Here is a 26246-nt window from a genome sequence, read left to right on the forward strand (position 1 = left end):
TCACATCAGGTACCTGCGATCAGTTGCCGTACACCGGCAGCTTGGCGCAGATGGCCTTGACCTTCTCGCGAACGGCGTCGATCACCGCTTCGTTGTTCAGGTCGTCCAGGATGTCGCAGATCCAGCCCGCCAGTTCCTTGCACTCTGCTTCCTTGAAGCCGCGAGTGGTCACGGCCGGGGTGCCGAAGCGCAGGCCGGAAGTGACGAACGGGGAGCGTGGGTCGTTTGGCACGGAGTTCTTGTTGACGGTGATGAAGGCTTTGCCCAGGGCAGCGTCTGCGTCCTTGCCGGAGATTTCCTGCTTGATCAGCGACAGCAGGAACAGGTGGTTTTCAGTACCGCCCGACACCACGTCGAAGCCGCGCTCGATGAACACGCCGGCCATGGCCTGGGCGTTCTTCACCACTTGCTGCTGGTAGGCCTTGAACTCAGGCTGCAGCGCTTCCTTGAAGCAGATCGCCTTGGCCGCGATCACGTGCTCCAGCGGGCCGCCCTGGGCGCCCGGGAATACGGCGGAGTTCAGCTTCTTCTCGATGTCGGCGTTGGCACGGGCCAGGATCAGGCCGCCACGTGGACCGCGCAGGGTCTTGTGGGTGGTGGTGGTGACCACGTCGGCGAACGGCACCGGGTTCGGGTACACGCCAGCGGCGACCAGGCCAGCCACGTGGGCCATGTCGACGAACAGGTAGGCACCGACCTTGTCGGCGATTTCGCGGAAGCGCGGGAAGTCCAGCACCTGCGAGTAGGCCGAGAAACCGGCCACGATCATTTTCGGCTTGTGCTCGACCGCCAGGCGCTCGACTTCGTCGTAGTCGATCAGGCCGTTGGCGTCGATGCCGTACTGGATGGCGTTGTACAGCTTGCCCGAGGACGACACGGCCGCGCCGTGGGTCAGGTGGCCGCCGTGGGCCAGGCTCATGCCCAGGATGGTGTCACCGGCCGACAGCAGGGCCAGGTAGACGGCAGCGTTGGCCTGGGAGCCGGCGTGCGGCTGCACGTTGGCGTAGTCGGCGCCGAACAGCTGCTTGGCGCGGTCGATGGCCAGTTGCTCGACCACGTCGACGTATTCGCAGCCACCGTAGTAGCGCTTGCCCGGGTAGCCTTCGGCGTACTTGTTGGTCAGTACCGAGCCTTGAGCTTCCATCACCGCAGGGCTGGTGTAGTTTTCCGAAGCGATCAGCTCAATGTGCTCTTCCTGGCGCTGAGCTTCTTGCTCCATGGCGGCAAAGAGATCGGCGTCGTACTTGGCAATGGTCAAATCACGGCTGAACATGGCGGTCCTCAAGGATCGTGCTGAAATAGGCGGGCATTCTACCTCATCGGCTTTTGTCTGGCATATGAAAGGGCATCATGTCGCAGACAAGCGGGGCTCATTCAGGCTCGGTGTGAACTTATCGCGGGTCAAGCCCGCTCCCACAGGTCTGGTATCCGCTCTCGGGGGCCGAGAACATCCTGTGGGAGCGGGCTTGACCCGCGATGCGTCATTCGAACATGAACAACGTTTCGTTGCTGAACTGCGCCTCGAACTGGTTGGCCGGCATCGGCCGCCCGAACAGGTAGCCCTGCACCTCGTCGCAGCCGTGCTCGCGCAGAAACTCCAGTTGCTCATGGGTCTCCACACCCTCGGCGATCACCGCCAGGTTCAGGCTGTGGGCCATGGCGATGATGGCGCGGGCGATCTGCGCATCCTGCTCGCCCTCGGGCAGACCGTCGACGAAGGTGCGGTCGATCTTGAGCACGTCGATGGGGAACTGCTTGAGGTAGTTGAGCGACGAGTAGCCGGTGCCGAAGTCGTCCACCGCAATGCTCAGCCCCAGATTCTTCAGGCTGTCGAGGATCACCATCGCCTCGTTGACCTCGCGCATCAGGATGCTTTCGGTCAGTTCCAGCTCCAGGCACGCCGGCGGCAGCCCGGTATCGGCCAGGATGGTGGCGATGCGCGTGCCCAGTTGGCCATCGGAGAACTGGCGCGCCGAAATGTTCACCGACACCTTCGGCACTCGCACCTTGGCCTGGTGCCAGGCCTTGAGCTGGCGACAGGCTTCGCTGATGACCCAGTCGCCCACGTCCACCACCAGCCCCAGCTCCTCGATCACCGGGATGAAGTCGCCCGGCGGCACCAGCCCGCGGCGCGGGTGGCGCCAGCGCAGCAGGGCCTCGGCACCGGTCAGGCGCTTGCCGTCGCCGCTGAACTGCGGCTGGTAGTAGAGGATGAATTCGTTCTGCTCCAGCGCATGACGCAGGTCGCTTTCCAGCTCCAGGCGCTCCAGCGCACTGGCGTTCATGTCGGCCTGGTAGAACTGGAAGTTGTTCTTGCCGCGCTCCTTGGCGTGGTACATCGCGGTGTCGGCGTTCTTCATCAGCTGGCTCAGCTCGCTGCCGTCCTGCGGGCTGAGGGCGATGCCGATGCTGGCAGTGACGAAGAACTCGCGGTTCTCCAGCACGAACGGTCGCACCAGGCTGCCCAGGATCTGCTCGGCCACGTGGATCGCGCGGTTGAGCGCGATTTCGCGGGTGGCCTTGGGTTGCAGCAGCAAGGTGAATTCGTCGCCGCCCATGCGTGCCACGGTGTCGTCGTCGTGTACGCAGTCGAGCAGGCGTTCGGCCATGTCCTTGAGCATGCGATCGCCCGCGGCATGCCCCAGGGAGTCGTTGATCGGCTTGAAACGGTCCAGGTCCAGGAACATCAGCACCACCCAGGCCTTCTGCCGCTCGGCCTGCTGCAGCGCGGTGTGCAGGCGGTCCTGGAACAGCGTGCGGTTGGGCAGGTGGGTCAGGGCGTCGTAGTAGGCCAGGCGGTGAATGCGCTGTTCGCTGGCCTTGCGCTCGCTGATGTCGGTGAAGAAGCACACGTAGCTGGCCAGGTCACCCTCGTCGTCGAGTACCGCGGTGATGCCGACCCACGCCGGGTAGTGCTCGCCGCTGCGGCGCTTGAGCCAGACCTCGCCCTCCCAGGTGCCGCGCTGGTGCAGTTGCTTGAGCACGTAGTTGAGGTGGGCTTCCTGCTGTTCGTCGACGGTGAGCAGGCTCGGCAACTGGTCGAGCACGTCGCTCACCGCGTAGCCGCTGACCCGGCTGAAGGCTTCGTTGGCCTGCACGATGTAGCCGGCCGGGTCGGTGATCAGGATCGCCGAGGTGGAATGCTCGAACACCGTGGCGGCCATGCGCAGGTCTTTCTCGGCGCGGCGTTGCTGGCTGATGTCGCGGCCGACGCCCAGGATGCCCTCGAAATGGTTGTGCTCGTCCCACACCAGTACCACGCGCAGCTCGATCGGGATCTTGCGGCCGTCGGCGCGCAGACAGTCGAACAGGAACAGCTGGGTGGTCACCTCGGTGCGCAGGCGCTCCAGCGCGGCGGGTTCCTCGAGGGCCCGCTTGACCCGTTCGAACAGGGTGAACACGCCGGTCAGCTGCGCCGGGTTGGCAATGGTCGACTGCCAGCCGTTGGCGAAGATCCACGGCACGTCGTAGCCCAGTACCGTCTGCACCGAAGGGCTGACGTAGTTGAGCTGCAACTGCGGGTCGGTGGAGAAGATCACGTCGCTGATGCTCTCGGCGAGCATGCGGTAGCGCTGCTCGCTGTCGCGCAGCGACTCGCTCGCCTCGATCTGGTCGGTGACGTCCTTGCCCACCCCGATGATGCGCAGCACCGTACCGTCAGGGTCGCGGGTCAGGGCCTGTTCGCGAATGTCGTAGCGCCGCCAGCTCTGGTCGTGGTGAAGAAAACGCAGTTGGCAATGCAACTGCTCCACATAGCCGCTCTGGCGCTGCTGCTGGCGCATCTGGCGAAACAGCTCGGCGTCCTGCGGGTGCAGCAGCACTTCCCAGAAGTACTCGCCCATCTGCGCCAGCTCGCTGCGCGAATAGCCCAGGGTCTGGCCCAGGTGGCGGTTGCTGAAGATCATGCGCAGGCTGTGCACATCCTGCACGTACAGCTGGTCGGGCACGGTGCGCACCACGTCCGACCAGAAGCTTTCGCGCTCCAGCAGCGACAGCTCCACGCGCTTGCGGCTGGTGATATCGCTGATGCTCAGGATCACGGCCTGGTAGTCACGCCGTGCCTGGGGGAAGCGCACCATCAGCCACAGGTGCTGGTCCTGGCCCTGGGGGTCGCTGAGCCGCACTTCCAGCTCCAGCAGGCGCAGGTCCTGCACCACTGCCTCGACCAACTGCATGCCCACCCCGTCGGCGCCCGGCGAGTGGCCTTCGATCAGGCGCTGCCAGGCGCTCTCGCAGCAGCCGGCGCCCAGCAGTTGCAGGGCCACCTGATTGACTTCGGTAACCTTCAGCTCGCCCAGCAGGCTGTGGCGCAGCGATACATCCCGGGCCAGGCGCTGGGCTAGCTCGGCTGTGCTGCGCAGGCGCAGGCGTTCCAGCAGTTCGGTCAGCCCCGACAGGTCGAGTACGCACAAGGCCACGCCCGTGCCTTCGAAGATGTCCTGATAGCGTCGCCGACCTTCCTGCAGGGCGCGGTGGCGGCGGCGCATGCTGATCAGTGCCAGCAGCGGGATCAGCGCGCACACCAGGCCCAGCACGCACTTGCCGATCAAGGCCGGCAGCAGTTGCTGGCGGCTGTAGGCGGCATCGAACAGGCCGCGCAGTTGCCAGTCGCTGTTGTCCAGGTACGCCAGCAGCACGCTTTGCGGCGGCTCGATGCTGGCGTCGCGCGCATCGAGCGGCGGCGCGTGGCGATCGATGACCTGGGCCGTGCGGCTGTTTTCCAGCAGCCACAGCGGTGGCGCGGCGTGCTCCAGGGGTTGGCTCAGTTGCTGGTAGTACTCCGGGGCCAGGCGCAGCAGCCAATAGCCACGGGTGTCGCTGTCGGGGTGCTGCAGCAGCAGGTAGACCAGGCTGTTGTCGTCGCTGTTGCTGAAGTAGTACGGGCGCTCCTGGCCCAGGTGCAGCAGCTCCTGGAGCGCCTTGCGGTCGGCACTGATGCCCGCGCTGTCGCGCAGCAACGCGCCCTGGGCGTCCACCCACACCAGGCTGCGCAGGGCGGGCAGGCGTGCGTGCAGGTGTTCGAGCAGCGGCGGCAGGTCGGTGACGGCCGGTGCGGCGGGGTAGGGTTGCAGCAGGGTGAGGGCTTTTTGCGCGTTCAATGCCAGGCTCAGGTTGAGCTGGCTGGCCAGTTCGGCACTTGCATCCAGGCTCTGCTGGCGGCGATCGGCCTGGGTATGGCGGAACTGCTCGAACACCTGCCAGAACAGCAGCGCGAGCAACAGCAGCACCAGGATGGCCAACGCGCCTTTGAGCGAGCCACGCAAGGGCGAACCGGACGCACTCGTGGCTTTGCGCGGGGATGAAGGCTGAGTCAGATTGGTCAAACGCTGTTCCTGCGTGAGGCTGTGGCAGGTGATCGCTACGCAGCGACAAGCGGCGCAGTGTGCGGTAGTCCTGTCGCATCCCGGTTCCAGGCGCGCACTATAAGCTGCACGCCCGAAGGGCGGCTAGCATGCCTTGAAGTGTGGCAAAGTGCCAGTCCTGTTCGTCAGCGGAATGGTTTCCTGCTTTTTGATACAAATTGCACACGCTGTGTTGATTGCAATGTGCCATTTCCCTATCTAGGATGTGCCCCCTCACTTAAGGCAGCGAACCCACGGATGGGTGTTTGACGCTGTTTTGGTAGGCCCCGTGCCGCCTGGGCTTTTTCGGTCGGCGCGGGGCCTGCAGTCCAACTACAGGCCAAGGATGTCCTACTCAAGCAAGTTGCACGCTCGTTACCACGAGGTTGCCCGGCAGGCTGTATCACCAGACTGTTTTGCGGGCGAGGACGTGCGTTTTTCCAGTGAGTACGAAGCACTGGAAGGCGAGTTGAACAAGGCTCAGTCCGTTCACGAGAGCGGCCAGATCGACTGGCTCCGCGTGCTCGAGAACAGCGAGACGCTGCTGCGCACACAGTCCAAGGACCTGCGGGTTGCCGCCTGGTTGACGTGGGCGTTGTATCAACGCGAATCCTTCCCGGGCCTGCTGGCCGGCGTGGGGCTGTTGCAGCACCTGTGCGAGCAGCACTGGGCGCAGGTGCACCCGGCCAAGCCGCGCACGCGGGCCGCGGCCATCGGCTGGCTGGTGCCGCGCCTGGAGCAGGTACTGGGTGAAAATGTCGCGATCAAGGAGCAACTGGCGCTGTTCCGCCGCCTGGTCGACAGCCTGCAGGCGCTCGATGCAGCCCTGACCACGCACCTGGGCGATGAGGCGCCGCTGTTGCTGCCGTTGTGCCGACGCTTGTCGAGCATGGTGCAACGTGCTGCCGACAATCAGCCCGAACCTGGGGCCGTGGGCGCGGTCGTGGCCCAGGTCAAGCAGGCCGCCACCCAGTTGCTCACCCCCGGCGCCCCCGTCGACAGCGAAAAAGACGCGCACAAGGTGTTACGCACCCTGCAGGATGGCGCTCGACCGTTATCGAACTGGTGGCTCAAGCAGAAGGCCACCGACGTGCGCGCCTTGCGCCTCAACCGCACGCTGCTGTGGTTGCAGATCGACGCGGTGCCCGAGCGCAATGCCGAACAGGTGACCGTGCTGCGCGGGTTGCCGGTCGACCGCCTGAAGATCTACCAGGAACGCTTTGCCAACGGCCAGTACGCCGACCTGCTGATGGAGCTCGAGGCCAGCCTGGCCAAGTCGCCGTTCTGGTTCGACGGCCAGCGCATGGTCTGGGAGTGCCTGCTGGAGCTCAACGCCGAGCAGGGCATGCGCGAGGTGGAGTTCCACTTCGCGCAACTGCTGCAGCGCCTGCCCGGGGTGGTGGAGCTGCGCTTTCATGACGGCACGCCGTTTGCCGACCCGGCGACGCGGGGCTGGATCAACGCCAGCGTCATGCCGCACCTGCAGAGCACCAGCGCACCGCGCAAGGTCGAGACCGACCTCGCGACCAGCCTGCCACCCTGGGAGCTGGCCCTGGAGGCGGTGCTGCCCGTGCTGCGCAAGGACGGCCTCAAGCCTGCCGTGCAGATACTCAAGCAGGGCATGCAGGCGGCTCAAGGCGGGCGCGTGCGCTTTTTCTGGCAGCTCAGCCAGGCGCGGCTGTGCTTTCTGGCCAAGAAGTACGAACTGGCCAAGACCCAGCTCGAAGCCCTCGATCACGAACTGCAACAGGCCGGCCTGCATCAGTGGGAGCCGGACCTGGCACTGGAAGTACTGCGTCTGCTGCACAGCTGTTGTGAGCTGCTGCCGCAGAACCACGCCGTGCGCGAACGCAAGGATGAGGTTTATCGCAGGCTGTGCCACCTCGACCTCGAAGTGGTACTCGACTAGGCCCCCGGGCCGCAAACGCAAGGAGAAAAGCCATGGCCAAAGAAGGCTCGGTAGCCCCCAAGGAACGCATCAACGTCACGTTCAAACCTGCCACGGGCGGTGCCCAGGAAGAAATCGAACTGCCCTTGAAGCTGCTCGCGATCGGTGACTACACCCAGCGTCCGGACGAACGCAAGGTAGAGGACCGCAAGCCCATCAGCATCGACAAGATGACGTTTGACGAAGTGCTCGCCAAGCAGGAGTTGAGCCTGACCCTCAGCGTGCCCAACCGCCTGCAGGACGACGAAAGCGCCAGCGATGAGCTGGGCATCAGCCTGCGGGTCAACTCCATGAAGGACTTCAACCCGGCCAGCCTGGTCGAGCAGGTGCCAGAGCTCAAGAAGCTGATGGAACTGCGCGATGCGCTGGTGGCACTCAAGGGCCCGCTGGGCAACGCACCGGCTTTTCGCAAGGCCATCGAAGGCGTGCTCGCCGACGATGAGTCGCGCACCCGCGTACTCGGCGAACTGGGCCTGAGCGCCACGCCGACCACCGACGCTTGAGCCTCCCCCGTCAAGGAAGAACACCATGAGCACCAGCGCAGCACAGCAAACCAGCAGCACCGAAGGCGAGTACAGCATTCTCGACAACATCATCGCGCAAACCCGCCTGACGCCCGACGATGAAGCCTATGACATTGCCAAGCGCGGCGTGTCGGCCTTCATCGAAGAGCTGCTCAAGCCGCACAACGACGGCGAACCGGTCAAGAAGGCCATGGTCGACCGCATGATCGCCGAGATCGATGCCAAGCTCAGCCGCCAGATGGACGCGATTCTCCACCACCCCGACTTCCAGTCGCTGGAGTCGGCCTGGCGTGGCCTGCAGTTGCTGGTCGACCGCACCAACTTTCGCGAAAACATCAAGATAGAAATTCTCAACGTCTCCAAGCAGGACCTGCTGGACGACTTCGAGGACTCGCCCGAAGTCATGCAGGCCGGTCTCTACAAGCACATCTATACCGCAGAGTACGGCCAGTTCGGTGGCCAGCCGGTGGGCGCGATCATCGCCAACTACTTCATGTCGCCCAGCTCCCCCGACGTCAAGCTGATGCAGTACGTCTCCAGCGTTGCGTGCATGTCCCATGCGCCGTTCATCGCCGCTGCCGGTCCGAAGTTCTTCGGCCTCGAAAGCTTCACCGGCCTGCCGGACCTCAAGGATCTCAAGGACCACTTCGAAGGCCCGCAGTTTGCCAAGTGGCAGAGCTTTCGCCAGTCCGAGGACGCGCGCTACATCGGCCTCACCGTGCCGCGCTTCCTGCTGCGCAACCCTTATGACCCGGAGGAAAACCCGGTCAAGTCGTTCGTCTACAAGGAAACCGTGGCCAACAGCCACGAGCACTACCTGTGGGGCAACACCGCCTATGCGTTCGGCACCAAGCTGACCGACAGCTTCGCCAAGTTCCGCTGGTGCCCGAACATCATCGGCCCGCAGAGCGGTGGCGCGGTGGAAGACCTGCCGCTGCACCACTTCGAAAGCATGGGCGAGATCGAGACCAAGATCCCCACCGAAGTGCTGGTGTCGGACCGCCGCGAGTACGAGCTGGCCGAGGAAGGCTTCATTTCCCTGACCATGCGCAAGGGCAGTGACAACGCCGCCTTCTTCTCCGCCAGTTCGGTGCAGAAACCCAAGTTCTTCGGCATCAGCGCCGAGGGCAAGGCCGCCGAGCTGAACTACAAGCTCGGTACCCAGCTGCCGTACATGATGATCGTCAACCGCCTGGCCCACTACCTCAAGGTACTGCAGCGCGAGCAGCTGGGCTCGTGGAAGGAGCGCACCGACCTGGAGCTGGAACTCAACAAGTGGATCCGCCAGTACGTGGCCGACCAGGAGAACCCGAGCGCCGAGGTGCGTGGGCGTCGTCCGCTGCGCGCGGCCCAGATCATCGTCAGCGATGTTGAAGGGGAGCCGGGTTGGTACCGGGTCAGCCTCAACGTGCGCCCGCACTTCAAGTACATGGGCGCCGACTTCACCCTGTCGCTGGTCGGCAAGCTGGATAAAGAGTAAGCGGGGGCGCGTACATGAGCGGATATGGCAGCCTTTTCGAGCGTCTGGGCGGCGAAGCCGACAAGCGTCGCGGCTGGAGCCGCGAGAGGGCTGCCATGGCCTCGGTGGCGGTGCACCTGGGCAAGATGCTCAGTACCCGTGCGGGCAGCGTGCAGACGCTGCCCGATTACGGGCTGGCAGACCTCAATGACATGCGCCTGAGCCTGCATGACGCGCTGAGCCAGGCGCGTCAGGCCATCGAGCAGTTCATCGAAGCCTACGAACCGCGCCTGACCAATGTGCGCGTGGTGTCGCTGCCGCGTGATCACGATCAGCTCAAGCTGGCTTTCAGCATCGAAGGCCTGCTTGAGCTGGACGGGATCAAGCGTCAGGTCAGCTTTTCCGCGCGCCTGGAGGGCGGCGGGCAGGTGCAGGTCAACTGAGACGCGCACCGCGCTGTCGTCTCGCGAACAGGACGTTCCTGAGCATGCAAAACAGGTAACCGAGCATGTCCTTCAATCATTACTACCAGAGCGAGCTCACCGCGTTGCGCCAGCTGGGGCGACGCTTTGCCGAGCGCAGCCCGGCCCTGGCGCCGTTTCTGGGGCAGGCCGGGCGCGACCCGGACGTGGAGCGGCTGCTCGAGGGCTTTGCCTTCCTCACCGGGCGCCTGCGCCAGAAGCTCGATGACGAACTGCCCGAGCTGAGCCATTCGCTGATGCAGTTGCTGTGGCCCAACTACATGCGCCCGCTGCCGGCGTTCAGCATCCTGCAGTTCGACCCGCTGGGCCAGTCCGGCCCGCCCTTGCGGGTGGCGCGCGATACACCGGTCGAGAGCCAGCCGATCGATGAGGTGCGCTGCCGTTTTCGTACCTGCTACCCCACCGATGTCATGGCCCTGGACCTCACCGCGCTCAATTACTCGGTAAAGGGTGATGGGGCGCTGCTCAGCCTGCGCCTGGAGATGAGCTGCGACGGGCATGTCGGCGAGCTGGAACTGAGCCGCCTGCGCCTGCACCTGGCAGGCGAGCGCTACGTCAGCCAGATGCTCTACCTGTGCCTGCTGCGCAACGTGGAAGGCATCGAGCTGGTGCCGCTGGGGGGCGATGGCAAGCCGCTGGTGCGCGCCAGTGGCGAGAACGTGACAGTGCGCCTGGCTGGCAACCGTATCCAGCCGGTCGGCTTCGCCGAGGAAGAAGCGCTGATTCCCTACCCGCTGAACACCTTTCGCGGTTACCGCTACCTGCAGGAGTACTTCGCCTTCCAGGACAAGTTCCTGTTCGTCGACCTCGACGGCCTGGAGGCACTCAAGTCCCTGGGCACGGAAACCCTCAAGCAGATGCGTGGGCTGGAGATACGTTTCGACATCCGCAGGGGCGGTATCCAGCGCATGCGCCCCACGCTGGACAACGTCAAGCTGTACTGCACCCCTATCGCCAACCTGTTCCAGCACGATGCCCTGCCGATTCGCCTGGATGGCAAGCAGGACGAATACCTGCTGCTGCCCGCCGAGTACGACCTGGAGAACTGCGGGGTGTTCTCGGTGCACAGCGTGACCGGCTGGAAGCCCGGCGGCGTGGGCTACCAGGCCTATGTGCCGTTCGAGTCGTTCGAGCACGACCCCAGTTTCGACGTGCCGCAGACCAGCCCGCACTACAGCATTCGCCAGCGCTCCTCGCTGTTGCATGACGGCCTGGACACCTACCTGAGCTTCGGAATACGCGATACCCGCACCCACGAGACGCTGTCCATCGAGCTCACCTGCACCAATCAGAACCTGCCGCGCCGGCTCAAGCTGGGTGATATCGACCAGCCGTCCGAGCAGACCCCGGAGTTTCTCACCTTCCGCAACATCACCCCGGTCACGGCCAGCTACGCACCGCCCCTGAACCGGGATTTCCTGTGGAAGCTGATCAGCAACATGTCGCTCAACTACCTGTCGCTGGCCAACATCGATGCGCTCAAGGTGATCCTGGAAACCTACGACTTGCCGCGCTACTACGACCAACATGCCGAGAAGGTCAGCAAGCGCCTGCTCGGCGGGCTCAAGTCGATCCGTCACGAGCATGTCGACCGACTGCATCGCGGCCTGCCCCTGCGCGGGCTGCGCACCGAACTGACCATCGACCCGCAAGGCTACATCGGCGAAGGCGACCTGTTCGTGTTCGCCTCGGTGCTCAACGAGTTCTTTGCCCTTTATGCCAGCCTCAACTCGTACCACGAGTTGCGGGTCAGAAGTACCCAGGGAGAGGTGTACCAATGGACACCACGTATGGGCCTGCAGCCCCTGCTTTGAGCGGGCTGAGCCACGCAATACGCGAGTACTCGCTGTTTCAGGCCGTGCTGCTGGTCATCGACCGGCTGCGCGAGTTCCATCCGCACCTGAGCGAAGAGGAACTGTACGACCAGCTGGAGTTCCAGGCCAATCCGAGCCTGGGCTTTCCGGGCAGCGACGTCGATCGCGTCGAGTTCTTCGACGACCGCGGGCAGATGCGCGCACGCCTGCGCTTCAACCTGATCGGCCTGTGCGGTGCCAGCTCGCCGCTGCCGGCGTTCTACGTGGAGCAGGCGCTGGGCGATGGCGAGGACGGCAACACGACCCGGCAGTTTCTCGACGTGTTCCACCATCGGCTACAGCGCCTGATGCTGCCCATCTGGCGCAAGTACCGTTATCGCGCACGCTTCCAGAGCGGGGCGATGGACCCATTCTCGGCGCAGCTGTTCGCCCTGATCGGGCTGGGCGGCGAGCATATTCGCGAGGCCCGCGAACTGAACTGGAAGCGCCTGTTGCCCTACCTGGGCCTGCTGAGCCTGCGTGCCCACTCGGCGGCATTGATCGAGGCGGTGCTGCGCTACTACTTCAAGCATGCGCAGCTGGTCATCGAGCAGTGCATCGAACGTCGCGTGGTCATCCTGCAGGAGCAGTGCAATCGCCTGGGGCGCGCCAACAGCCTGCTGGGCGAGGACGTGGTGCTGGGCGAGCGGGTGCGTGATCGCAACGGCAAGTTCCGCATCCACATCACCCAGCTCGACTGGCAGCGCTTTCACGAGTTCCTGCCGATCGGCTTCGGCTATCAGCCGCTGTGTGCCCTGGTGCGTTTCACCCTGCGCGACCCGCTGGACTACGACATCCGCCTGGTGCTGCGCCAGGAAGAGATTCGCGAGCTGCGTATCGGCCAGGACAACGCCTGCCGTCTGGGATGGACGAGTTGGCTCGGTCACGAACGCGCCGATGGCGTGGTGACCCTGGGAAGCAAAATTCATTAAGGACCGATGGACATGATCACCGTAGACCTGCAACAACTCATCCAGGCGCTGGACGCCGACACCCGTCGTGACCTGGAGCGCTGCGCCGAACGTTGCGTGGCTCGTGGCGGCAGCAGGATCCTGGTCGAGGACCTGCTGCTGGAATTGCTCGATCGCCCCGAAGGCCTACTTGAACGGGCCTTGCACGACGCCGACGTGGCGCCGGGCGAACTGCGCTCCACCCTGCAGGTGCAGCTTGAACACAGCGCTTCGCGCAACCCGGTGTTCGCCCCCGAACTGGTGCAGTGGCTGCAGGATGCGCTGCTGGTGGCCAACCTCGAAATGGGCAGCAGCCAGGTCGAACAGGCTGCGCTGATCCTGGCGCTGCTGCGCAACCCCGTGCGCTATGCCGGCAGCCATTACCAGCCGCTGCTGGCCCGCCTGAACATCGAGCGCCTCAAGGGCTTCGCCCTGGCGTCCCGGCCGGTTGCAGCGCAGGGTGCCGCGGGCGGCCAGGGCGAGTCGATGCTGCAGCGCTTTACCCACAACCTCACGCAGCAGGCCCGCGACGGCCGACTCGACCCGGTACTGTGCCGCGATCAAGCGCTGCGCCAGATGATCGACATCCTTGCCCGGCGGCGCAAGAACAACCCCATCGTGGTGGGCGAGGCCGGTGTGGGCAAGACCGCCATCGTCGAGGGCCTGGCGCTGCGCATTGCCGCCGCCGAAGTGCCGCCGGCACTGCGCGGGGTAGAGCTGCTGGCGCTGGACATGGGCCTGCTGCAGGCCGGCGCCAGCGTCAAGGGCGAGTTCGAGCGACGCCTCAAGGGCGTGATCGACGAGGTCAAGGCCGCGCCCCGACCGGTCATCCTGTTTATCGATGAAGCCCACACCCTGATCGGTGCGGGCGGCAACGCCGGCGGTTCGGATGCGGCCAACCTGCTCAAGCCTGCACTGGCGCGGGGCGAGCTGCGCACCATCGCCGCCACCACCTGGAGCGAGTACAAGAAGTACTTCGAGAAGGACCCGGCCCTGGCCCGGCGCTTTCAGCCGGTACAACTGCACGAGCCGACAGCGGACGAGGCGGTGACCATCCTGCGCGGCCTGGCCCAGGTGTATGAGAAGAGTCACGGTATCTACCTGCGCGATGATGCGGTGGTGGCGGCGGCGCACATGTCGGCGCGCTACCTGGCCGGGCGACAGTTGCCGGACAAGGCGGTCGATGTGCTCGACACCGCCTGTGCCCGGGTGCGCATCAGCCTGGCCGCCGCGCCGCAACGCCTGGAACGCCTGCGTGCTTCGCTGGCCGAGGGCGAGCGGCAGGTGCAGGCGCAGCAGCGCGACGCCGAAGCCGGCGTGGGCATCGACCAAGAGGCGCTGCACCTGTTGCAGGCGCAACTGCTCAGCGACCAGGCCGACCAGCAGGCCGTGCAGGCGCGCTGGGAACAGCAGCGCGCGCTGGCCGAGCAGGTGCTGGACCTGCGCCGGCAGTTGGCCGAAGCCCGCGAGCAGGGCAATGCACGGGATGACGTGGCCGTACTGCAGGCCAGCCTGGAGACCACCCGCAGCCTGCTGGAAGCGGCGCAGGCCGAAGAGCGCCTGGTCAGCTTCGAAGTGTGCCCGCGCCTGGTGGCCGAAGTGATCAGTGCCTGGACCGGCGTGCCGCTGGAGCAACTGGCCCGCGAGCACAACGCCAGGATCATGCGCTTTGCCGAAGACCTGCGTGCGCGCATCCGTGGTCAGGAGCAGGCCGTGCAGGCACTGGACCGGTCGATGCGGGCCAACGCAGCCGGCCTGGCAAAGCCCGATGCGCCGGTCGGGGTGTTCCTGCTGGTGGGGCCCAGTGGCGTGGGCAAGACCGAAACGGCCCTGGCCCTGGCCGACCTGCTGTATGGCGGCGAGCGCTTCATCACCACCATCAACATGTCCGAGTTCCAGGAGAAGCACACCGTGTCGCGGCTGATCGGCGCGCCGCCCGGTTACGTCGGCTATGGCGAGGGCGGCATGCTCACCGAGGCGGTGCGCCAGAAGCCCTATTCCGTGGTGCTGCTGGATGAGGTCGAGAAGGCCGACCCGGACGTGCTGAACCTGTTCTACCAGATCTTCGACAAGGGCGTGGCCAACGACGGCGAGGGGCGCGAAATCGACTTTCGCAACACCCTGATCCTGATGACCTCCAACCTGGCCAGCGAGCAGATCGCGAGCCTTTGCCAAGGCGCCGAACGGCCCTCTGCCGAGCAACTGGAACAGGCCATACGGCCCGCCTTGAGCAGGCATTTCAAACCGGCCTTGCTGGCGCGCATGCGTGTGGTGCCGTATTACCCGGTGAGCGGCCCGGTGCTGCGCGAGCTGGTCGAGATCAAGCTGCAGCGCTTTGGCCAGCGGCTGCTGCGCCGGCAACTGGGTTTCACCTATGCCCCGGCGCTGGTCGAGCACCTGGCCGAGCGTTGCACCCAGGGCGACAGCGGCGCGCGGCTGATCGACCACCTGCTCGACCTGCACCTGATGCCGCAGGTGGCTGACCGGCTGCTGGCAGCGATGGCGGCCGGGGAGTCGTTGCAGCAGGTGCATGCCACGCTCGATGGCGATACGGGCGTGAGGTGCGAGTTTGCCTGAGGTGGGGGTGATGTTCACCCACGTGCCGCAGCCCTTGCGCTATGCCGAAGCCCTGTTGACGCACTTCGCCAGCCTGTCGCGTACGGGCCGGGAACCCGCGCTGCAGGAGCGCTTCGTGCAGGCGGTGGCCGAGCTCAGCGGTTGCGAGCTCAGTCAGCTGTACCTGCTCGATGCCACCCACACTTCGCTGAGCCTTGCCGCCGAATGGCTGGGCGGGGCCTTGCAGCCGCGTGCTGCCGCCAGCGTGCCGGTGGATTACAACGGCGAGCAACTGCTGCAGTTCGCGCTGTGCCAGAACCGTTCGGTAAGCCTTGCCGACCTGCCCGCCAGCCTGCTCGACACCAGTTTCCTGCCGGTGCTGCACAGCCCCTGGCAGTCGCTGCTGTGCGTACCGCTGCTCAACCCGCAGCAGGCCATCGCAGGCCTGCTGCTGTGTGCCAGCCGTACCAGCGTCGACCTGGGCGGCTTTGCCCAGTCGCTGGGACAGCTGGGGGCGTTCGTGCTGGTGCAAATGGAGTTGCTGCAACGCCTGCACCAGCCCGAAGCGGCGCCGGCGCCGCTGCCCGCCACGCGCGCCGGCGCCACCGACTACGGGCTGATCGGCAACAGCGCTGCGATGCGCCAGGCCTACCAGCTGATCAGCAAGGTGCTGCACAGCCCCTACACCGTCCTGCTGCTGGGCGAGACCGGCACCGGCAAGGAGGTCGTGGCCCGGGCGATTCACGACTACGGCCCGCGCGGTACCCGGCCGTTCGTGGTGCAGAACTGTGCGGCCCTGCCGGAAAACCTGCTGGAGAGCGAACTGTTCGGGTATCGCCGGGGCGCCTTCACCGGCGCATTGCGCGACCGCCCTGGCCTGTTCGATGCCGCCCACGGCGGCACCCTGCTGCTCGACGAGATCGGCGACATGCCGCTGTCGCTGCAGGCCAAGCTGTTGCGCGTGCTGCAGGAGGGCGAGATCCGACCGCTGGGTTCCAACGACACCCACACCATCGATGTGCGCATCATCGCCGCCACCCACCGCGACCTGGCGGTGCTGGTCAGCGAAGGGCGCTTTCGCGAAGACCTGTACTACCGCCTGGCGCAGTTCCCCATCGAGTTGCCGGCCCTGCGTCAGCGCGGCGGCGATGTGCCAGTGCTGGCCCGGCATTTCTCTGCCAAGGCCTGCGAGTTTCTGGGGCGCAAGCCCCTGCAGTGGTCGCCGGCGGCACTGGCCTACCTCGACGGGCTCGCCTGGCCGGGCAACGTGCGTGAACTCAAGGGCCTGGTGGAGCGCGCGGTGTTGCTGTGCGACGGCGAGTGCCTGCTGCCTGAGCATGTTGCCCCGGCCAGCGAAGTACCGTCGGGGGACAGCGGGCTGAACCTGCGCGACCGCCTTGAAAACGTGGAGCGCCACTGGCTGCTCGACTGCCTGCGCAAGAACGCCGGCAACCAGACCCTGGCCGCACGCGAGCTGGGCCTGCCGCGGCGCACCCTGCTGTACCGCCTGGGGCGGCTGAACATCAACCTTGGCGAGTTCGAAGGTTGAGCGGCCATGGCGAGCAATGCTGCATTTTCCCTTACAACCGTGCGCTGCCCCCGGCGGGCGGCGCCCCGTGCAATGCCCACCGATGGAGATCTGCAAATGTCTGTTCGTCACTGGCCCGCCTTGCTGCTGGCGCTGATCGTGCTCAGCGGCCTGGGCGGCTGTAGCGGCAATTACAAATTCAACGACGACACCTATCGCCCGCTGGGCGATCCGCAGGCAGCCAACCGCGGCAAGTGAGTGCAAGGAGCATCAACATGGAACTGGTTCTTGAAACGCAGGGACGCAGCAAGACCTTCACCCGTGCAGGCGGCGTGATCGGGCGCGACGAGGCGTGCGACTGGGTCATCAGCGACCCGCAGCGGCATGTCTCCAAGCGACATGCGCTGGTCACCTGTCAGGAGGGCGTGTTCTTCCTCACCGACATCAGCAGCAACGGCACCCGCGACGGACGCAGCGGTGCGCAGCTGCGCAAGGGGCAGGCGCAGCGAATCGAGCAGGACAGCGTGTACCTGCTGGGCGGTTTCGAGGTGCGCGCGCGCCTGGTCACCCGCACCGCAGCCGATGTCGAGGTCGGCCTGCCCAGCGCCGCGGGCAGCATCATCCCTGACGACGCCTTTCTTGAGCTGGACCCGTTCCATGCCCTCGACCAGCAGGACGTCGAGCCTTCGCCCCTCGACGCACTGAGTGCACTCGACACGGTTGCACCGGTGGCCCGCCAGCGCCCCGACTACGCGCGCATAGACATGGAAAGCCTGCTGGTACCCAACCTGGTGGCGCAGCCCGAACCCGACGATGAACCACAGGCGCCGCCGGCACCTGCATGTAACGAACGGTTCTGGGCAGCCTTTGGTACCGCCCTCGGGGTCGATCTGGGCGGGCTCGACCCTGGTGCCCGTGAAGCCCTGGCGATCAAGGCGGCCGGCCTGCTCAAGCAGAGCATCGGCGGCGTGCAGCAAAGCCTGCGCACCCGCAGCGAACTGAAGAACGAGTTGCGCCTGGCCCTGACCACCTCCCACCGCGCCAGCCACAACCCGTTGAAGTCGAGCGCCGATGCCGGCCAGGCGCTGGGCCTGTTGCTGCACCCGGCCGCGCCCGGCCAGCTCCCTGCGAGCCAGGCACTGACCCAGGCCTACCGCGACCTGCAGGCGCATCAGGTGGCGATGCTGACGGCCTGTCGCGCTGCGCTGCAGGGTGTGCTTGAGCACTTTTCGCCACGCCAGCTGGGCCTGCAGTTCGAGCGCGGCCGGGCACCGCTGCTGCGGACTGCCGGCAGCCAGTGGCGCGCCTACGTGCGCTACCACCAGGCCCTTGGCCAGGACGATGAATGGAGCGAGCGCCTGCTGGCGCGCGACTTCGCCCAGGCCTACGCCGAACAGGTTCGCCTGATCGGCACCCTTCACACCGACGCTCAAGGATGATCCCCATGCTGCGCTGCAAGACCTTTCTCTCCACCGGCCTGATGGCGCTGGCGCTGTTGCTGGCCGGTTGCTCCGCGCTGTCGCCGTACTCGGAACTGACCAAGTTGCAACTGACCCTCGACGCCGGTGACCAGCTCAACCCGGACCTCAATGGCCGGCCCTCGCCGATCGTGGTGCGTCTGTTCGAACTCAAGCACCCGGTGGCCTTCGAGCATGCCGACTTCTTCAGCCTGTACGAGCGGGCCAAGGAATCCCTGGCGCCAGACCTGGTGGTCAGCGAAGAGCTGGAGCTGCGCCCCGGTGAGCACGTGACGCTGCGCCTGAGCGTGGAACCTGGCAGCCGCTACGTCGGCGTGCTGGCGGCCTACCGCGACCTGGAGCAGACCCAGTGGCGCTACGTGGTCCAGATCACCCCGCAGGCACTCAACAGCGCCAGCCTGACGCTGGACCAGGCCGGCATTCGCAACAGCAACGCCACACTGGCCCGGACGGAAAACTGATCATGCATGTGCACAAAGTCATTTGGCAGGAAGGCATGCTGCTGCGCCCGCAGCACTTCCAGCACAACGATCGCTACTACGACTACCAGATGAAAACCCGAACCCAGCTGCTGGGCAGCTACAACTGGGGTTTTCTCAGCCTGGAGATCGACCAGCAGTTCCTGAGCATGGGCAAGCTGGTGGTCAGCCAGGCCAGCGGCGTGCTGCCCGACGGCAGCCTGTTCGAACTCAGCAGCAACATCGAGCCGCTGGCCCTGGACATACCGCCCAACACCGGCAACACGCCGGTGTACCTGGCACTGCCGTTGGTGACCGGCAACCACATCGAGACCCGGCGACTGGAGCAGTCCGATGTGCTGGCGCGCTACATCGCCTACGAGACCCCGGTCAGCGACTCCAACGCCGGTGACGACATCAACAGCGACATCAGCTGTGCACGGCCGGACTTTCGCCTGCTGCTGGGCGAGCAGCAGGGCGATCAGGCCTACGTCAAACTCAAGCTGTGCGCCGTGCTCGACACCACCCCGGACGGCGTGATCAGCCTGGACCCCGAGTTCGTGCCGACCTTCATCCACACCCACGCTTCAAGCTACCTGCTGTCGTGCCTCAAGGAGGTGATCAGCATGCTTGGCCACCGTGGCGACACCATTGCCGAGCGCATCCGTTCCAACGGCAAGGTCGGCGGCGCGGAGGTGGGCGACTTCATGATGCTGCAACTGATCAATCGTACCGAACTGCTGCTGCGTCACTACCTGGGCCTGGACCAGCTGCACCCCGAGGAGCTGTACCGCACCCTGCTGACCATGCTGGGGGACCTGGCGACCTTTGCCAGCGACACCAAGCGCCCGCGTACCGACAGCCGTTATCAGCACAGCGACCAGGGCGCGAGCTTTCGCCGGCTGATGGACGGCATACGCGAGGTGCTGTCGATGGTGCTGGAACAGCACGCCATCGAACTGGACCTGCAAACCCGCCAGTACGGCATCCTGGTGGCCGCCGTGCACGACCAGACGCTGCTCGCCTCGGCCTCGTTCGTACTGGCCGCCAGCGCCAACTGCGACAGCGAGACCCTGCGCACGCGCCTGCCCTCGCACCTCAAGGTCGGCCCGGTGGAACGTATCCGGCAACTGGTCAACCTGCACCTGCCTGGCATCAAGGTGGTGCCGTTGCCGGTGGCGCCGCGGCAAATTCCGTTCCATTCCAACAAGACCTACTTCCTGCTCGAATTCAACGCCGAAGACCAGGCCCTGCTGGAGCGCTCCGGTGGTTTTGCCTTCCACGTCTCGGGCGAGTTCGCCGAGCTCGAACTGAAATTCTGGGCCATCAGGAACTGACCGCATGCACAAGGACATCGAACACCGTCAGGACGACAAGACCGTGCTGGTGGACCGCCAGGGCCAGGCGCCCAGGCAGGTTCCGCTGACCGATGGGTTGGCCACGCCGCGCCTGGAGCAACTGGAAGACCGGATGATCTACTCGGCTCGCCTGGGCCCGGCCGAGGCCATCAACATCAGCCTCAACACCCTGGTGGCAGCCGCCTCGGACCTGCTCTCGCACGTGGTGCGGCTCAAGCACAGCGACAGCCGCGAAGACCTCGACGCCCTCAACCAGACCCTCACCCATGGCATCAAGCTGTTCGAGGCCCATGCGCTGCACAACGGCGCCGAGCCCAGCCAGGTGATGACCGCGCGCTACGTGCTGTGCTCGGTGCTCGACGAGGCCGTGGTCACCACCTCCTGGGGCAACGAGAGCGAGTGGGCGCAGATGAGCCTGCTCAGCACCTTTCACAACGAGACCTTCGGTGGCGAGAAGTTCTTCCAGCTGCTCGATCGTCTGTCGAAGAACCCGGTCAAGCACCTGCCGATGCTGGAGCTCATGTACCTGTGCCTGTCGCTGGGGTTCGAGGGCAAGTACCGCGTGATGGTACGCGGCATGCTCGAACTCGAAGGGATTCGCGACGCCTTGTTCCGCCAGGTGCGGCAACTGCGCGGGGATGCTCCGCGCGAACTTTCGCCGCAGTGGGAAGGGCTCAACGACCAGCGTCGCAGCCTGGTGCGGGTGGTGCCCTGGTGGATGGTCACGCTGTTCGCGCTGATCTGCCTGGTGGTGATGTATTCGGGGTTCGCCTGGGTGTTGGGCGAGCAGCGCGAGGCCGTGCTGCAACCTTTTCAGCAGCTTGACCCGGAAACGGTCCAGGCGCAGCAGTAGAACAGGGACGTGTGATGAAAAACTTCTTCAAGAAAGTCGGCGATTTTTTGCGCAAGACGTGGGTATGGACGCTGTTGCTGGTGCTGTCGCTGGTACTGCTGGTGTGGTTCGTGGGGCCGCTGCTGGCAGTCGACGACCACCGCTTCTGGGCCTCGGCCACCTCGCGCCTGCTGACCATCAGTGCGCTGTTCCTGTGCTGGGGGTTGGGCATGGTGTTCGCCAGTTGGCGCGCCGGGGTGCAGAAAAAGGCTGTCGAAGAGAGCGAGGACGGCCAGGAACGCCTGCGCCGTGAAGCGCGCATCGACGAGGACCACAAGGAACTGCGCAGCCGCTTCAGCGAGGCGTTGCGTACGCTCAAGGGCTCGAGCCTGTATGGCGGGCGCAGCGAGCGCTGGCGCAACGACCTGCCCTGGTACTTGCTGATCGGCCCCCAGGGCAGTGGCAAGACCAGCCTGCTGGACTTTTCCGGCCTGGAGTTTCCGCTCAACAAACTGGACCGCCAACTCACCCGCGACACCCGCGGTACGCGTCATTGCGACTGGTATTTCGCCGACCACGCGGTGTTGATCGACACCGCCGGACGCTACCTGACCCAGGAAACCGCCGAGGTCGACGCCAGTGCCTGGCGTACCCTGCTCAATCTGCTGCGTCGACGCAGCCGCAGCCGGCCGCTCAACGGCGTGCTGGTCAGCGTGCCGGTCGAGCTGCTGCGCAGTGGCGACGAGAAGGGCCTGGAAAACCTGGCGCGCCAGGTCCATGCGCGACTGCAGGAAATCCAGCAGACCCTGCATGTCCAGGTGCCGGTGTACCTGGTGCTGAGCAAAGCCGACCAGTTGCAGGGCTTCGACGATTTCTTCGACCAGCTCAGCCGTGAAGAAAGCGACCAGGTACTGGGCAGCACCTTCACCAAGGCGCAGAACGGCACCGATGTGGCCGTGCTGCGCCAGGCCTTCGAGGCGCTGCTGCGGCGCCTCAACAGCCAGGTGATCATGCGCATGCACCACGAGCGCGATACACAGCGGCGCGCGCGCATCCTCGACTTCCCGCACCAGCTGGCGCAGATCGGCGAGCAACTGTGCCTGTTCGTCGACATCGCCTTCACCGGCAATCGCTACCAGCGCGCCAGCCAGCTTCGCGGGTTCTACCTCACCAGTGCGCCGCACCTTGTCCAGCAGCTGGACCCGGACACCGCCAGCATCGGGGCCAGCCTGGGCCTGCCCAGCACGGTGCTACCCACCTTGCGCAGCGGGCGTTCGCGGTTCATCCATCACCTGCTCAGCCGGGTCATCTTCCCCGAGGCCGACCTGGCCGGCCTCGACCAGCGCGAGCGGCGACGCATCGACTGGGGGCAGCGCGCACTGTATGTCGGCGCGCTGGGCGTACTGGTGTGCTGCGGGTTGCTGTGGGCGGGCGGTTTCAGTGCCAACCACGACCGCCTCGAGCAACTGCGCGGGCTTGGTCAGGTGTGGGCCGGGCAGCGTGCAGCGCTGACCCCGCAAAGCGATGCCATGGCCGCGCTCAAGCCGCTGGACAGCAGCTATGCCGCGACCCAGGTATTCCCGCCTTCGGGTGATGCGTCACTGCATGAGCGCCTGGGCCTGTACCAGGGCGAGCAGAGCAATCCGTTGCTTCGCAGTGCCTACGAGCAGGACCTGCACACCCAACTGCTGCCACGGGTGGCCAAACAGCTCGAAGGGCAGATACGTGGCAACCTGCGCGACCGTGAGCGCCTGCTCAACAGCCTGCGTGCCTACCTGATGCTGAGCATGCCCGACCGCCGCGAAGCCGCCTGGCTGCAGGAGTGGGTAGCCGCTGACTGGTCGCGCCGCTACGCGGGCAACACGGCGGTGCAAAACGGGCTCAACGGGCATTTCGAACGCCTGCTGCAACTGCCATTCAGCTACCCGCTGGACCCGCAACTGGTGGCCCAGGCACGCAAGGTGCTGCGCAGCGAATCGCTGGTTAACGTGGTGTACCGGGTACTGCGCGAGCAGGCCAGCAGCCTGCCCGACTACCGTCTCAGCCAGCACCTGGGCCCCCAGGGCGGGCTGTTTTTCGGCACCGACTACGTGATTCCGGGGTTTTACACCCAGCAGGGCTACGAGCAGTATTTCTCGGTACAGGGCTCGACCCTGGTCAGCGAGCTGCTGCGTGACAACTGGGTCCTGGGTGAGGGCAGCGGCATCAGCGACATGGACATGCGCCGCCTGCTGGTAGGATTGGAACAGCTGTACTTTCGCGACTACGCCAACCACTGGAGCGAGGCTGTCGGCCAGGTCGGCCTGCAACCGTTCGGCGATGCCGGCGAGGGCGCCGATCAGCTCGCCGGGCTCACCTCGGCCAACTCGCCGGTACTTCAACTGCTGGTGCAGGTGCGCGACAACACCCGTTTCGAGCCCGTGCCGGGCAGCACCGATGAGCCCGCCGAGGCACCGGCCAGCGACCCGGCCAAGGGGGTCAAGCTGGGCAAGAAGGCCAACACGGCGGTCGCCGTGGCCGGCAAGGTCCAGGGCGCCCTGGCGAGCAAGCCCGCCGTGACGGCCAAGCCGCTGCCCGACACCGCGAAGAAGTCCCTGCAGCGGCGTTTCGAAGCCCTGCATCGGCTGCTGGACGAAAACAATGGCCCCTCCGCCGACCTCACCCCGGCGCTGCAGGCGCTCAACGACCTGCAACTGCAGATGGCCGGCCTCGCGCGCGCCAGCCAGCCGGAGCAGATGGCCTTCGAGCTTGCCAAGACCCGCATGGGGGGCCAGCGCGATGCGCTCAGCGCCCTGCGCAACGCCTCCGGGCGTCTGCCGCGACCGCTCAATGGCTGGTTCAACCTGCTGGCCGAAGACAGCTGGCGGCTGGTACTCAACGATGCCTACCAGTACGTCAACGAGCGCTACCAGAGCGAGCTGTACGGCTTCTACGGTGAGTCGATCCAGCAGCGCTACCCGTTCGATGCCCACAGCACCAGTGACGTGGCGATCAACGACTTTCGTGAGTTCTTCAAGGCTCAGGGCATCGCCGAGCGCTTCTTCGACACCTACCTGCGCCCGTTCATCAGCGGCGACCCGGGCAGCTACCGCCTGCGCAGCATCGACGGCCAGAGCCTGCCGATCTCGCGGGTCTACCTGGACCAGATGGCCAGGACCCAGACGATTCGCCAGAGCTTCTTCGCCGAGAACCCGGCGCAGCCGCAGGTGCAGTTCAGGCTCGAGCCCTACACCCTGGACTCGGCGGTGAGCCGCGCCGAGTTCCGCTTTGGCGATCGGCAGCTGGACTATCGCCACGGCCCGGTGGTGCCCATGACCTTCAACTGGCCGACCGATGCCCAGGACGGTCGCGCAAGCCTGGTGCTCGAACGCATGGTCGAGCGCCCGATCGGCATCGAGAAGAACACCGGGCCGTGGTCGCTGTTCCGCCTGTTCGACCTGATGCAGACCGAGTACCTCAAGGGCCGCGACGTGCTGGTGCTCAAGGCCGAAGTGGGCGGGCTGCGGGCCAACTACCTGCTCAGCAGCCAGCGTGCGCCCAACCCTTTCGACGTTGGCGTGTTACGCGGCTTTCGTCTGCCGGGGTCGCTCTAGATGCAGGTTGGAGCACGCTGGCGCAGCGCGGCGCGCACGGATGCTGGCAAGGTGCGCATGCGCAACGAGGACGCGTTTCTGGAGTGCCCGGCGCAGGGGCTGTGGGCGGTGGCCGATGGCATGGGCGGCTACCGCAGTGGCGACCTGGCCAGCCAGCTGATCGTCGCCAGCCTGGCCGAGTTGCCGGCCCATGGCAGTTTTGACGAGCGCCTGGAAGGGGTGCGCGGGTGCCTGCATTGGATCAACCGGCGCCTTGGCCAGGAACTGACCGTCACGGATGCACATCACGACAGCATCATGGGCAGCACGGTGGTGGCGCTGCTGCTCGAGGGCGAGCGTGCCGCGTGCATCTGGGCCGGTGACAGCCGCTGCTACCTGTGGCGCCAGCAGCGTCTTTACCAGCTGTCACGCGACCATTCGTTGCAGCAGCAGTTGATCGACCAGCGCCAGATGAGCGCGGAGCAGGCGCGGGCGCAACCGGGCGCTCGCGCCCTGACCCGCGCCCTTGGCGCCAGCGAGCAGCTGACCCTGGAGGTGCTGGAGCTGCAGGTATACCCGGGCGATGCGTTCCTGCTGTGCAGCGACGGCCTGTATCAGGAACTGAGCAGCGATGCACTGGGCAAGGCGTTGAGCCTGGCGTCGGCGCAGGTCGCGCTGGAGCGTCTGTTCGAAGGGGCATTGCGCGGCGCGGCGGGGGACAACCTGACCGCAGTGGTGATTCGCCAATGAGCAGACACCAGCCCGACCTCGGTGCCTTGCTGGCCACCGAATCCCGCGACGCCAACCTCACCTATTTCGCCTTCGTCAACGGCCAGTTGGCCGCCCCGGCGCCCGCTGCGGCCAAGCGCAAGGGGCGCCGCACAGGCAAGAAAAAGCCGGCGCCGACACCGCCGCTGGTGCCGCTGCCGCAGGTGCTGGCCGGGCGCTATAGGCTCGAACGCCTGCTCGGTGCCGGCGGCATGGGCATGGTCTATCGCGCCCGCGATCTGCTGCGCGAGCAGTTCGGTGACCCGCAGCCCTGCGTGGCGATCAAGCTCATGAGCGAGGCGCTGGCCGCCTCGCCGGATGCCAACGCGCTGCTGTTCAGCGAGTTTGCCCTGACCCGGCACGTGGCGCACCCGCAGGTGGTCAACCTGTACAGCTTCGAGATCGACCCGCCGAGCCAGCGCGCCTTCATCACCCTGGAGCTGCTGCGTGGGCCTGCACTGGACAAACTGCTGTGCGAGCAACCGCTGGGCCTGCACGGGCAGGCGTTGAACGCGATCGTGTTGCCTCTGCTGGAAGCCCTGGCCTGCTGCCATGCCCGGGGCGTGTTTCACGGTGACCTCAAGCCGAGCAACGTGATGCTCGGCGAAGACGGCGTGCGCCTGTTCGATTTTGGTCTTGGCCAGGCCGACGCCGGTGTGCTTTCGGGGCTGGCCCACCTCAGCCGCGAGCGCTTCAACGCCTGGACGCCCGGCTACGCTGCACCGGAACTGCTGGAGCACGGCACGCTGGGTGCGGCGGCGGATATGTATGCGGTGGCCTGCCTGATCTACGAGCTGGCCAGCGGCAAGCATCCCTATCGGCGCCTGCCTTCAACTCAGGCCCGCGCCGAGCAGCTCGATCGCACGCTGACGCGCCCGTCGAACCTGCCCGCGCACTGCTGGCCTGCGCTGAAAATTGCGCTGGCGTTCGACCCTGCCCAGCGCACGATCAGTGCGCGGCAACTGCAGGAGGCGCTGGCGTCGAAAGGGGGCTGTTGGGGGCGTGTTTTTTCGCTTTTCAAGCGCTGAAAACCTACCCTGCCGTTTTTACCAACTGCGCAACTTCTTGCGCACTCAAATGTGGATAACCCTGTGCATACATTTCCCTAGGCCTTTGGGATAAAGGCCTACAGACGAGT

The 26246-nt window shown here is 65.7% G+C and carries 18 protein-coding genes; 16 read left to right on the forward strand and 2 right to left on the reverse strand.

Annotated elements, in window-relative coordinates; genetic code table 11:
• Nucleotides 1-19: 19 nt before the first annotated feature.
• Both glyA and NP552_RS25555 read right to left on the reverse strand, forming a co-directional pair.
• Nucleotides 20-1273, reverse strand: coding sequence for a serine hydroxymethyltransferase (gene glyA, locus NP552_RS25550; protein ID WP_043860563.1), 1254 nt, complete (start codon nt 1271-1273; stop codon nt 20-22).
• Nucleotides 1274-1481: 208 nt separating this feature from the next.
• Complete coding sequence (locus tag NP552_RS25555) at nt 1482-5324, reverse strand: sensor domain-containing protein (protein WP_274097302.1); 3843 nt, start codon at nt 5322-5324, stop codon at nt 1482-1484.
• A gap of 364 nt (nt 5325-5688) precedes the next feature.
• Here NP552_RS25555 and tssA point away from each other — a divergent pair, with 364 nt between their 5' ends.
• The 16 genes from tssA (at nt 5689) to NP552_RS25635 (ending at nt 26136) form a co-directional block, all read left to right on the forward strand.
• Nucleotides 5689-7251 (forward strand): type VI secretion system protein TssA, encoded by a 1563-nt coding sequence (tssA, locus tag NP552_RS25560; protein WP_043860561.1) that lies wholly within the window; start codon nt 5689-5691, stop codon nt 7249-7251.
• Nucleotides 7252-7283: 32 nt separating this feature from the next.
• Entirely contained in the window at nt 7284-7793 is a 510-nt protein-coding gene (tssB, locus tag NP552_RS25565; protein ID WP_043860560.1) for a type VI secretion system contractile sheath small subunit, read from the forward strand.
• Between the two features lie 25 nt (nt 7794-7818).
• Nucleotides 7819-9294: a type VI secretion system contractile sheath large subunit gene (tssC, locus tag NP552_RS25570; RefSeq protein WP_058540731.1), complete on the forward strand. Its 1476-nt coding sequence runs from the start codon at nt 7819-7821 to the stop codon at nt 9292-9294.
• A gap of 14 nt (nt 9295-9308) precedes the next feature.
• The gene (tssE, locus tag NP552_RS25575) at nt 9309-9716 is read left to right on the forward strand and encodes a type VI secretion system baseplate subunit TssE (protein WP_043860558.1); all 408 of its coding nucleotides are present in this window, start codon (nt 9309-9311) and stop codon (nt 9714-9716) included.
• A gap of 65 nt (nt 9717-9781) precedes the next feature.
• Nucleotides 9782-11569, forward strand: a complete 1788-nt coding sequence (tssF, locus tag NP552_RS25580) for a type VI secretion system baseplate subunit TssF (RefSeq protein WP_274097303.1) — start codon at nt 9782-9784, stop codon at nt 11567-11569.
• Nucleotides 11533-12540, forward strand: coding sequence for a type VI secretion system baseplate subunit TssG (gene tssG, locus NP552_RS25585; protein ID WP_043860556.1), 1008 nt, complete (start codon nt 11533-11535; stop codon nt 12538-12540). The genes tssF and tssG overlap by 37 nt, the downstream gene beginning before the upstream one ends.
• A 6-nt stretch (nt 12541-12546) precedes the next feature.
• A complete protein-coding gene (gene tssH / locus NP552_RS25590) occupies nt 12547-15135 on the forward strand; it encodes a type VI secretion system ATPase TssH (protein WP_274097304.1) in 2589 nt (862 codons plus the stop codon).
• A 10-nt stretch (nt 15136-15145) separates the two neighbouring features.
• A complete protein-coding gene (locus NP552_RS25595; protein ID WP_088513882.1) occupies nt 15146-16663 on the forward strand; it encodes a sigma 54-interacting transcriptional regulator in 1518 nt (505 codons plus the stop codon).
• Between the two features lie 96 nt (nt 16664-16759).
• A complete protein-coding gene (locus NP552_RS25600) occupies nt 16760-16900 on the forward strand; it encodes a hypothetical protein (protein ID WP_058540727.1) in 141 nt (46 codons plus the stop codon).
• A 17-nt stretch (nt 16901-16917) separates the two neighbouring features.
• A complete protein-coding gene (gene tagH / locus NP552_RS25605; RefSeq protein ID WP_078481829.1) occupies nt 16918-18081 on the forward strand; it encodes a type VI secretion system-associated FHA domain protein TagH in 1164 nt (387 codons plus the stop codon).
• Nucleotides 18082-18086: 5 nt separating this feature from the next.
• The gene (gene tssJ / locus NP552_RS25610) at nt 18087-18581 is read left to right on the forward strand and encodes a type VI secretion system lipoprotein TssJ (protein WP_043860551.1); all 495 of its coding nucleotides are present in this window, start codon (nt 18087-18089) and stop codon (nt 18579-18581) included.
• Nucleotides 18582-18583: 2 nt separating this feature from the next.
• The gene (gene tssK, locus NP552_RS25615) at nt 18584-19915 is read left to right on the forward strand and encodes a type VI secretion system baseplate subunit TssK (RefSeq protein ID WP_054916577.1); all 1332 of its coding nucleotides are present in this window, start codon (nt 18584-18586) and stop codon (nt 19913-19915) included.
• A 4-nt stretch (nt 19916-19919) separates the two neighbouring features.
• Nucleotides 19920-20789, forward strand: a complete 870-nt coding sequence (icmH, locus tag NP552_RS25620) for a type IVB secretion system protein IcmH/DotU (protein ID WP_058540725.1) — start codon at nt 19920-19922, stop codon at nt 20787-20789.
• A gap of 14 nt (nt 20790-20803) precedes the next feature.
• The gene (gene tssM, locus NP552_RS25625; protein ID WP_274097305.1) at nt 20804-24361 is read left to right on the forward strand and encodes a type VI secretion system membrane subunit TssM; all 3558 of its coding nucleotides are present in this window, start codon (nt 20804-20806) and stop codon (nt 24359-24361) included.
• Complete coding sequence (locus NP552_RS25630) at nt 24362-25090, forward strand: PP2C family protein-serine/threonine phosphatase (protein WP_058540723.1); 729 nt, start codon at nt 24362-24364, stop codon at nt 25088-25090.
• Nucleotides 25087-26136: a serine/threonine-protein kinase gene (locus tag NP552_RS25635; protein ID WP_043860548.1), complete on the forward strand. Its 1050-nt coding sequence runs from the start codon at nt 25087-25089 to the stop codon at nt 26134-26136. Before NP552_RS25630 ends, NP552_RS25635 begins: the two co-directional genes overlap by 4 nt.
• Nucleotides 26137-26246: the final 110 nt, after the last annotated feature.

Origin of the sequence: Pseudomonas sp. 8209 (assembly GCF_028682105.1) — a bacterium.
GTDB lineage: Bacteria > Pseudomonadota > Gammaproteobacteria > Pseudomonadales > Pseudomonadaceae > Aquipseudomonas > Aquipseudomonas palmensis.

What these genes read in the sequence shown, in the direction of transcription:
- glyA (WP_043860563.1), bottom strand. Translation starts at nt 1,273, where the DNA reads ATGTTCAGCCGTGATTTGACCATTGCCAAGTACGACGCCGATCTCTTT.
- tssA (WP_043860561.1), top strand. Translation starts at nt 5,689, where the DNA reads ATGTCCTACTCAAGCAAGTTGCACGCTCGTTACCACGAGGTTGCCCGG.
- tssB (WP_043860560.1), top strand. Translation starts at nt 7,284, where the DNA reads ATGGCCAAAGAAGGCTCGGTAGCCCCCAAGGAACGCATCAACGTCACG.
- tssC (WP_058540731.1), top strand. Translation starts at nt 7,819, where the DNA reads ATGAGCACCAGCGCAGCACAGCAAACCAGCAGCACCGAAGGCGAGTAC.
- tssE (WP_043860558.1), top strand. Translation starts at nt 9,309, where the DNA reads ATGAGCGGATATGGCAGCCTTTTCGAGCGTCTGGGCGGCGAAGCCGAC.
- tssF (WP_274097303.1), top strand. Translation starts at nt 9,782, where the DNA reads ATGTCCTTCAATCATTACTACCAGAGCGAGCTCACCGCGTTGCGCCAG.
- tssG (WP_043860556.1), top strand. Translation starts at nt 11,533, where the DNA reads ATGGACACCACGTATGGGCCTGCAGCCCCTGCTTTGAGCGGGCTGAGC.
- tssH (WP_274097304.1), top strand. Translation starts at nt 12,547, where the DNA reads ATGGACATGATCACCGTAGACCTGCAACAACTCATCCAGGCGCTGGAC.
- NP552_RS25595 (WP_088513882.1), top strand. Translation starts at nt 15,146, where the DNA reads ATGTTCACCCACGTGCCGCAGCCCTTGCGCTATGCCGAAGCCCTGTTG.
- NP552_RS25600 (WP_058540727.1), top strand. Translation starts at nt 16,760, where the DNA reads ATGTCTGTTCGTCACTGGCCCGCCTTGCTGCTGGCGCTGATCGTGCTC.
- tagH (WP_078481829.1), top strand. Translation starts at nt 16,918, where the DNA reads ATGGAACTGGTTCTTGAAACGCAGGGACGCAGCAAGACCTTCACCCGT.
- tssJ (WP_043860551.1), top strand. Translation starts at nt 18,087, where the DNA reads ATGCTGCGCTGCAAGACCTTTCTCTCCACCGGCCTGATGGCGCTGGCG.
- tssK (WP_054916577.1), top strand. Translation starts at nt 18,584, where the DNA reads ATGCATGTGCACAAAGTCATTTGGCAGGAAGGCATGCTGCTGCGCCCG.
- icmH (WP_058540725.1), top strand. Translation starts at nt 19,920, where the DNA reads ATGCACAAGGACATCGAACACCGTCAGGACGACAAGACCGTGCTGGTG.
- tssM (WP_274097305.1), top strand. Translation starts at nt 20,804, where the DNA reads ATGAAAAACTTCTTCAAGAAAGTCGGCGATTTTTTGCGCAAGACGTGG.
- NP552_RS25630 (WP_058540723.1), top strand. Translation starts at nt 24,362, where the DNA reads ATGCAGGTTGGAGCACGCTGGCGCAGCGCGGCGCGCACGGATGCTGGC.
- NP552_RS25635 (WP_043860548.1), top strand. Translation starts at nt 25,087, where the DNA reads ATGAGCAGACACCAGCCCGACCTCGGTGCCTTGCTGGCCACCGAATCC.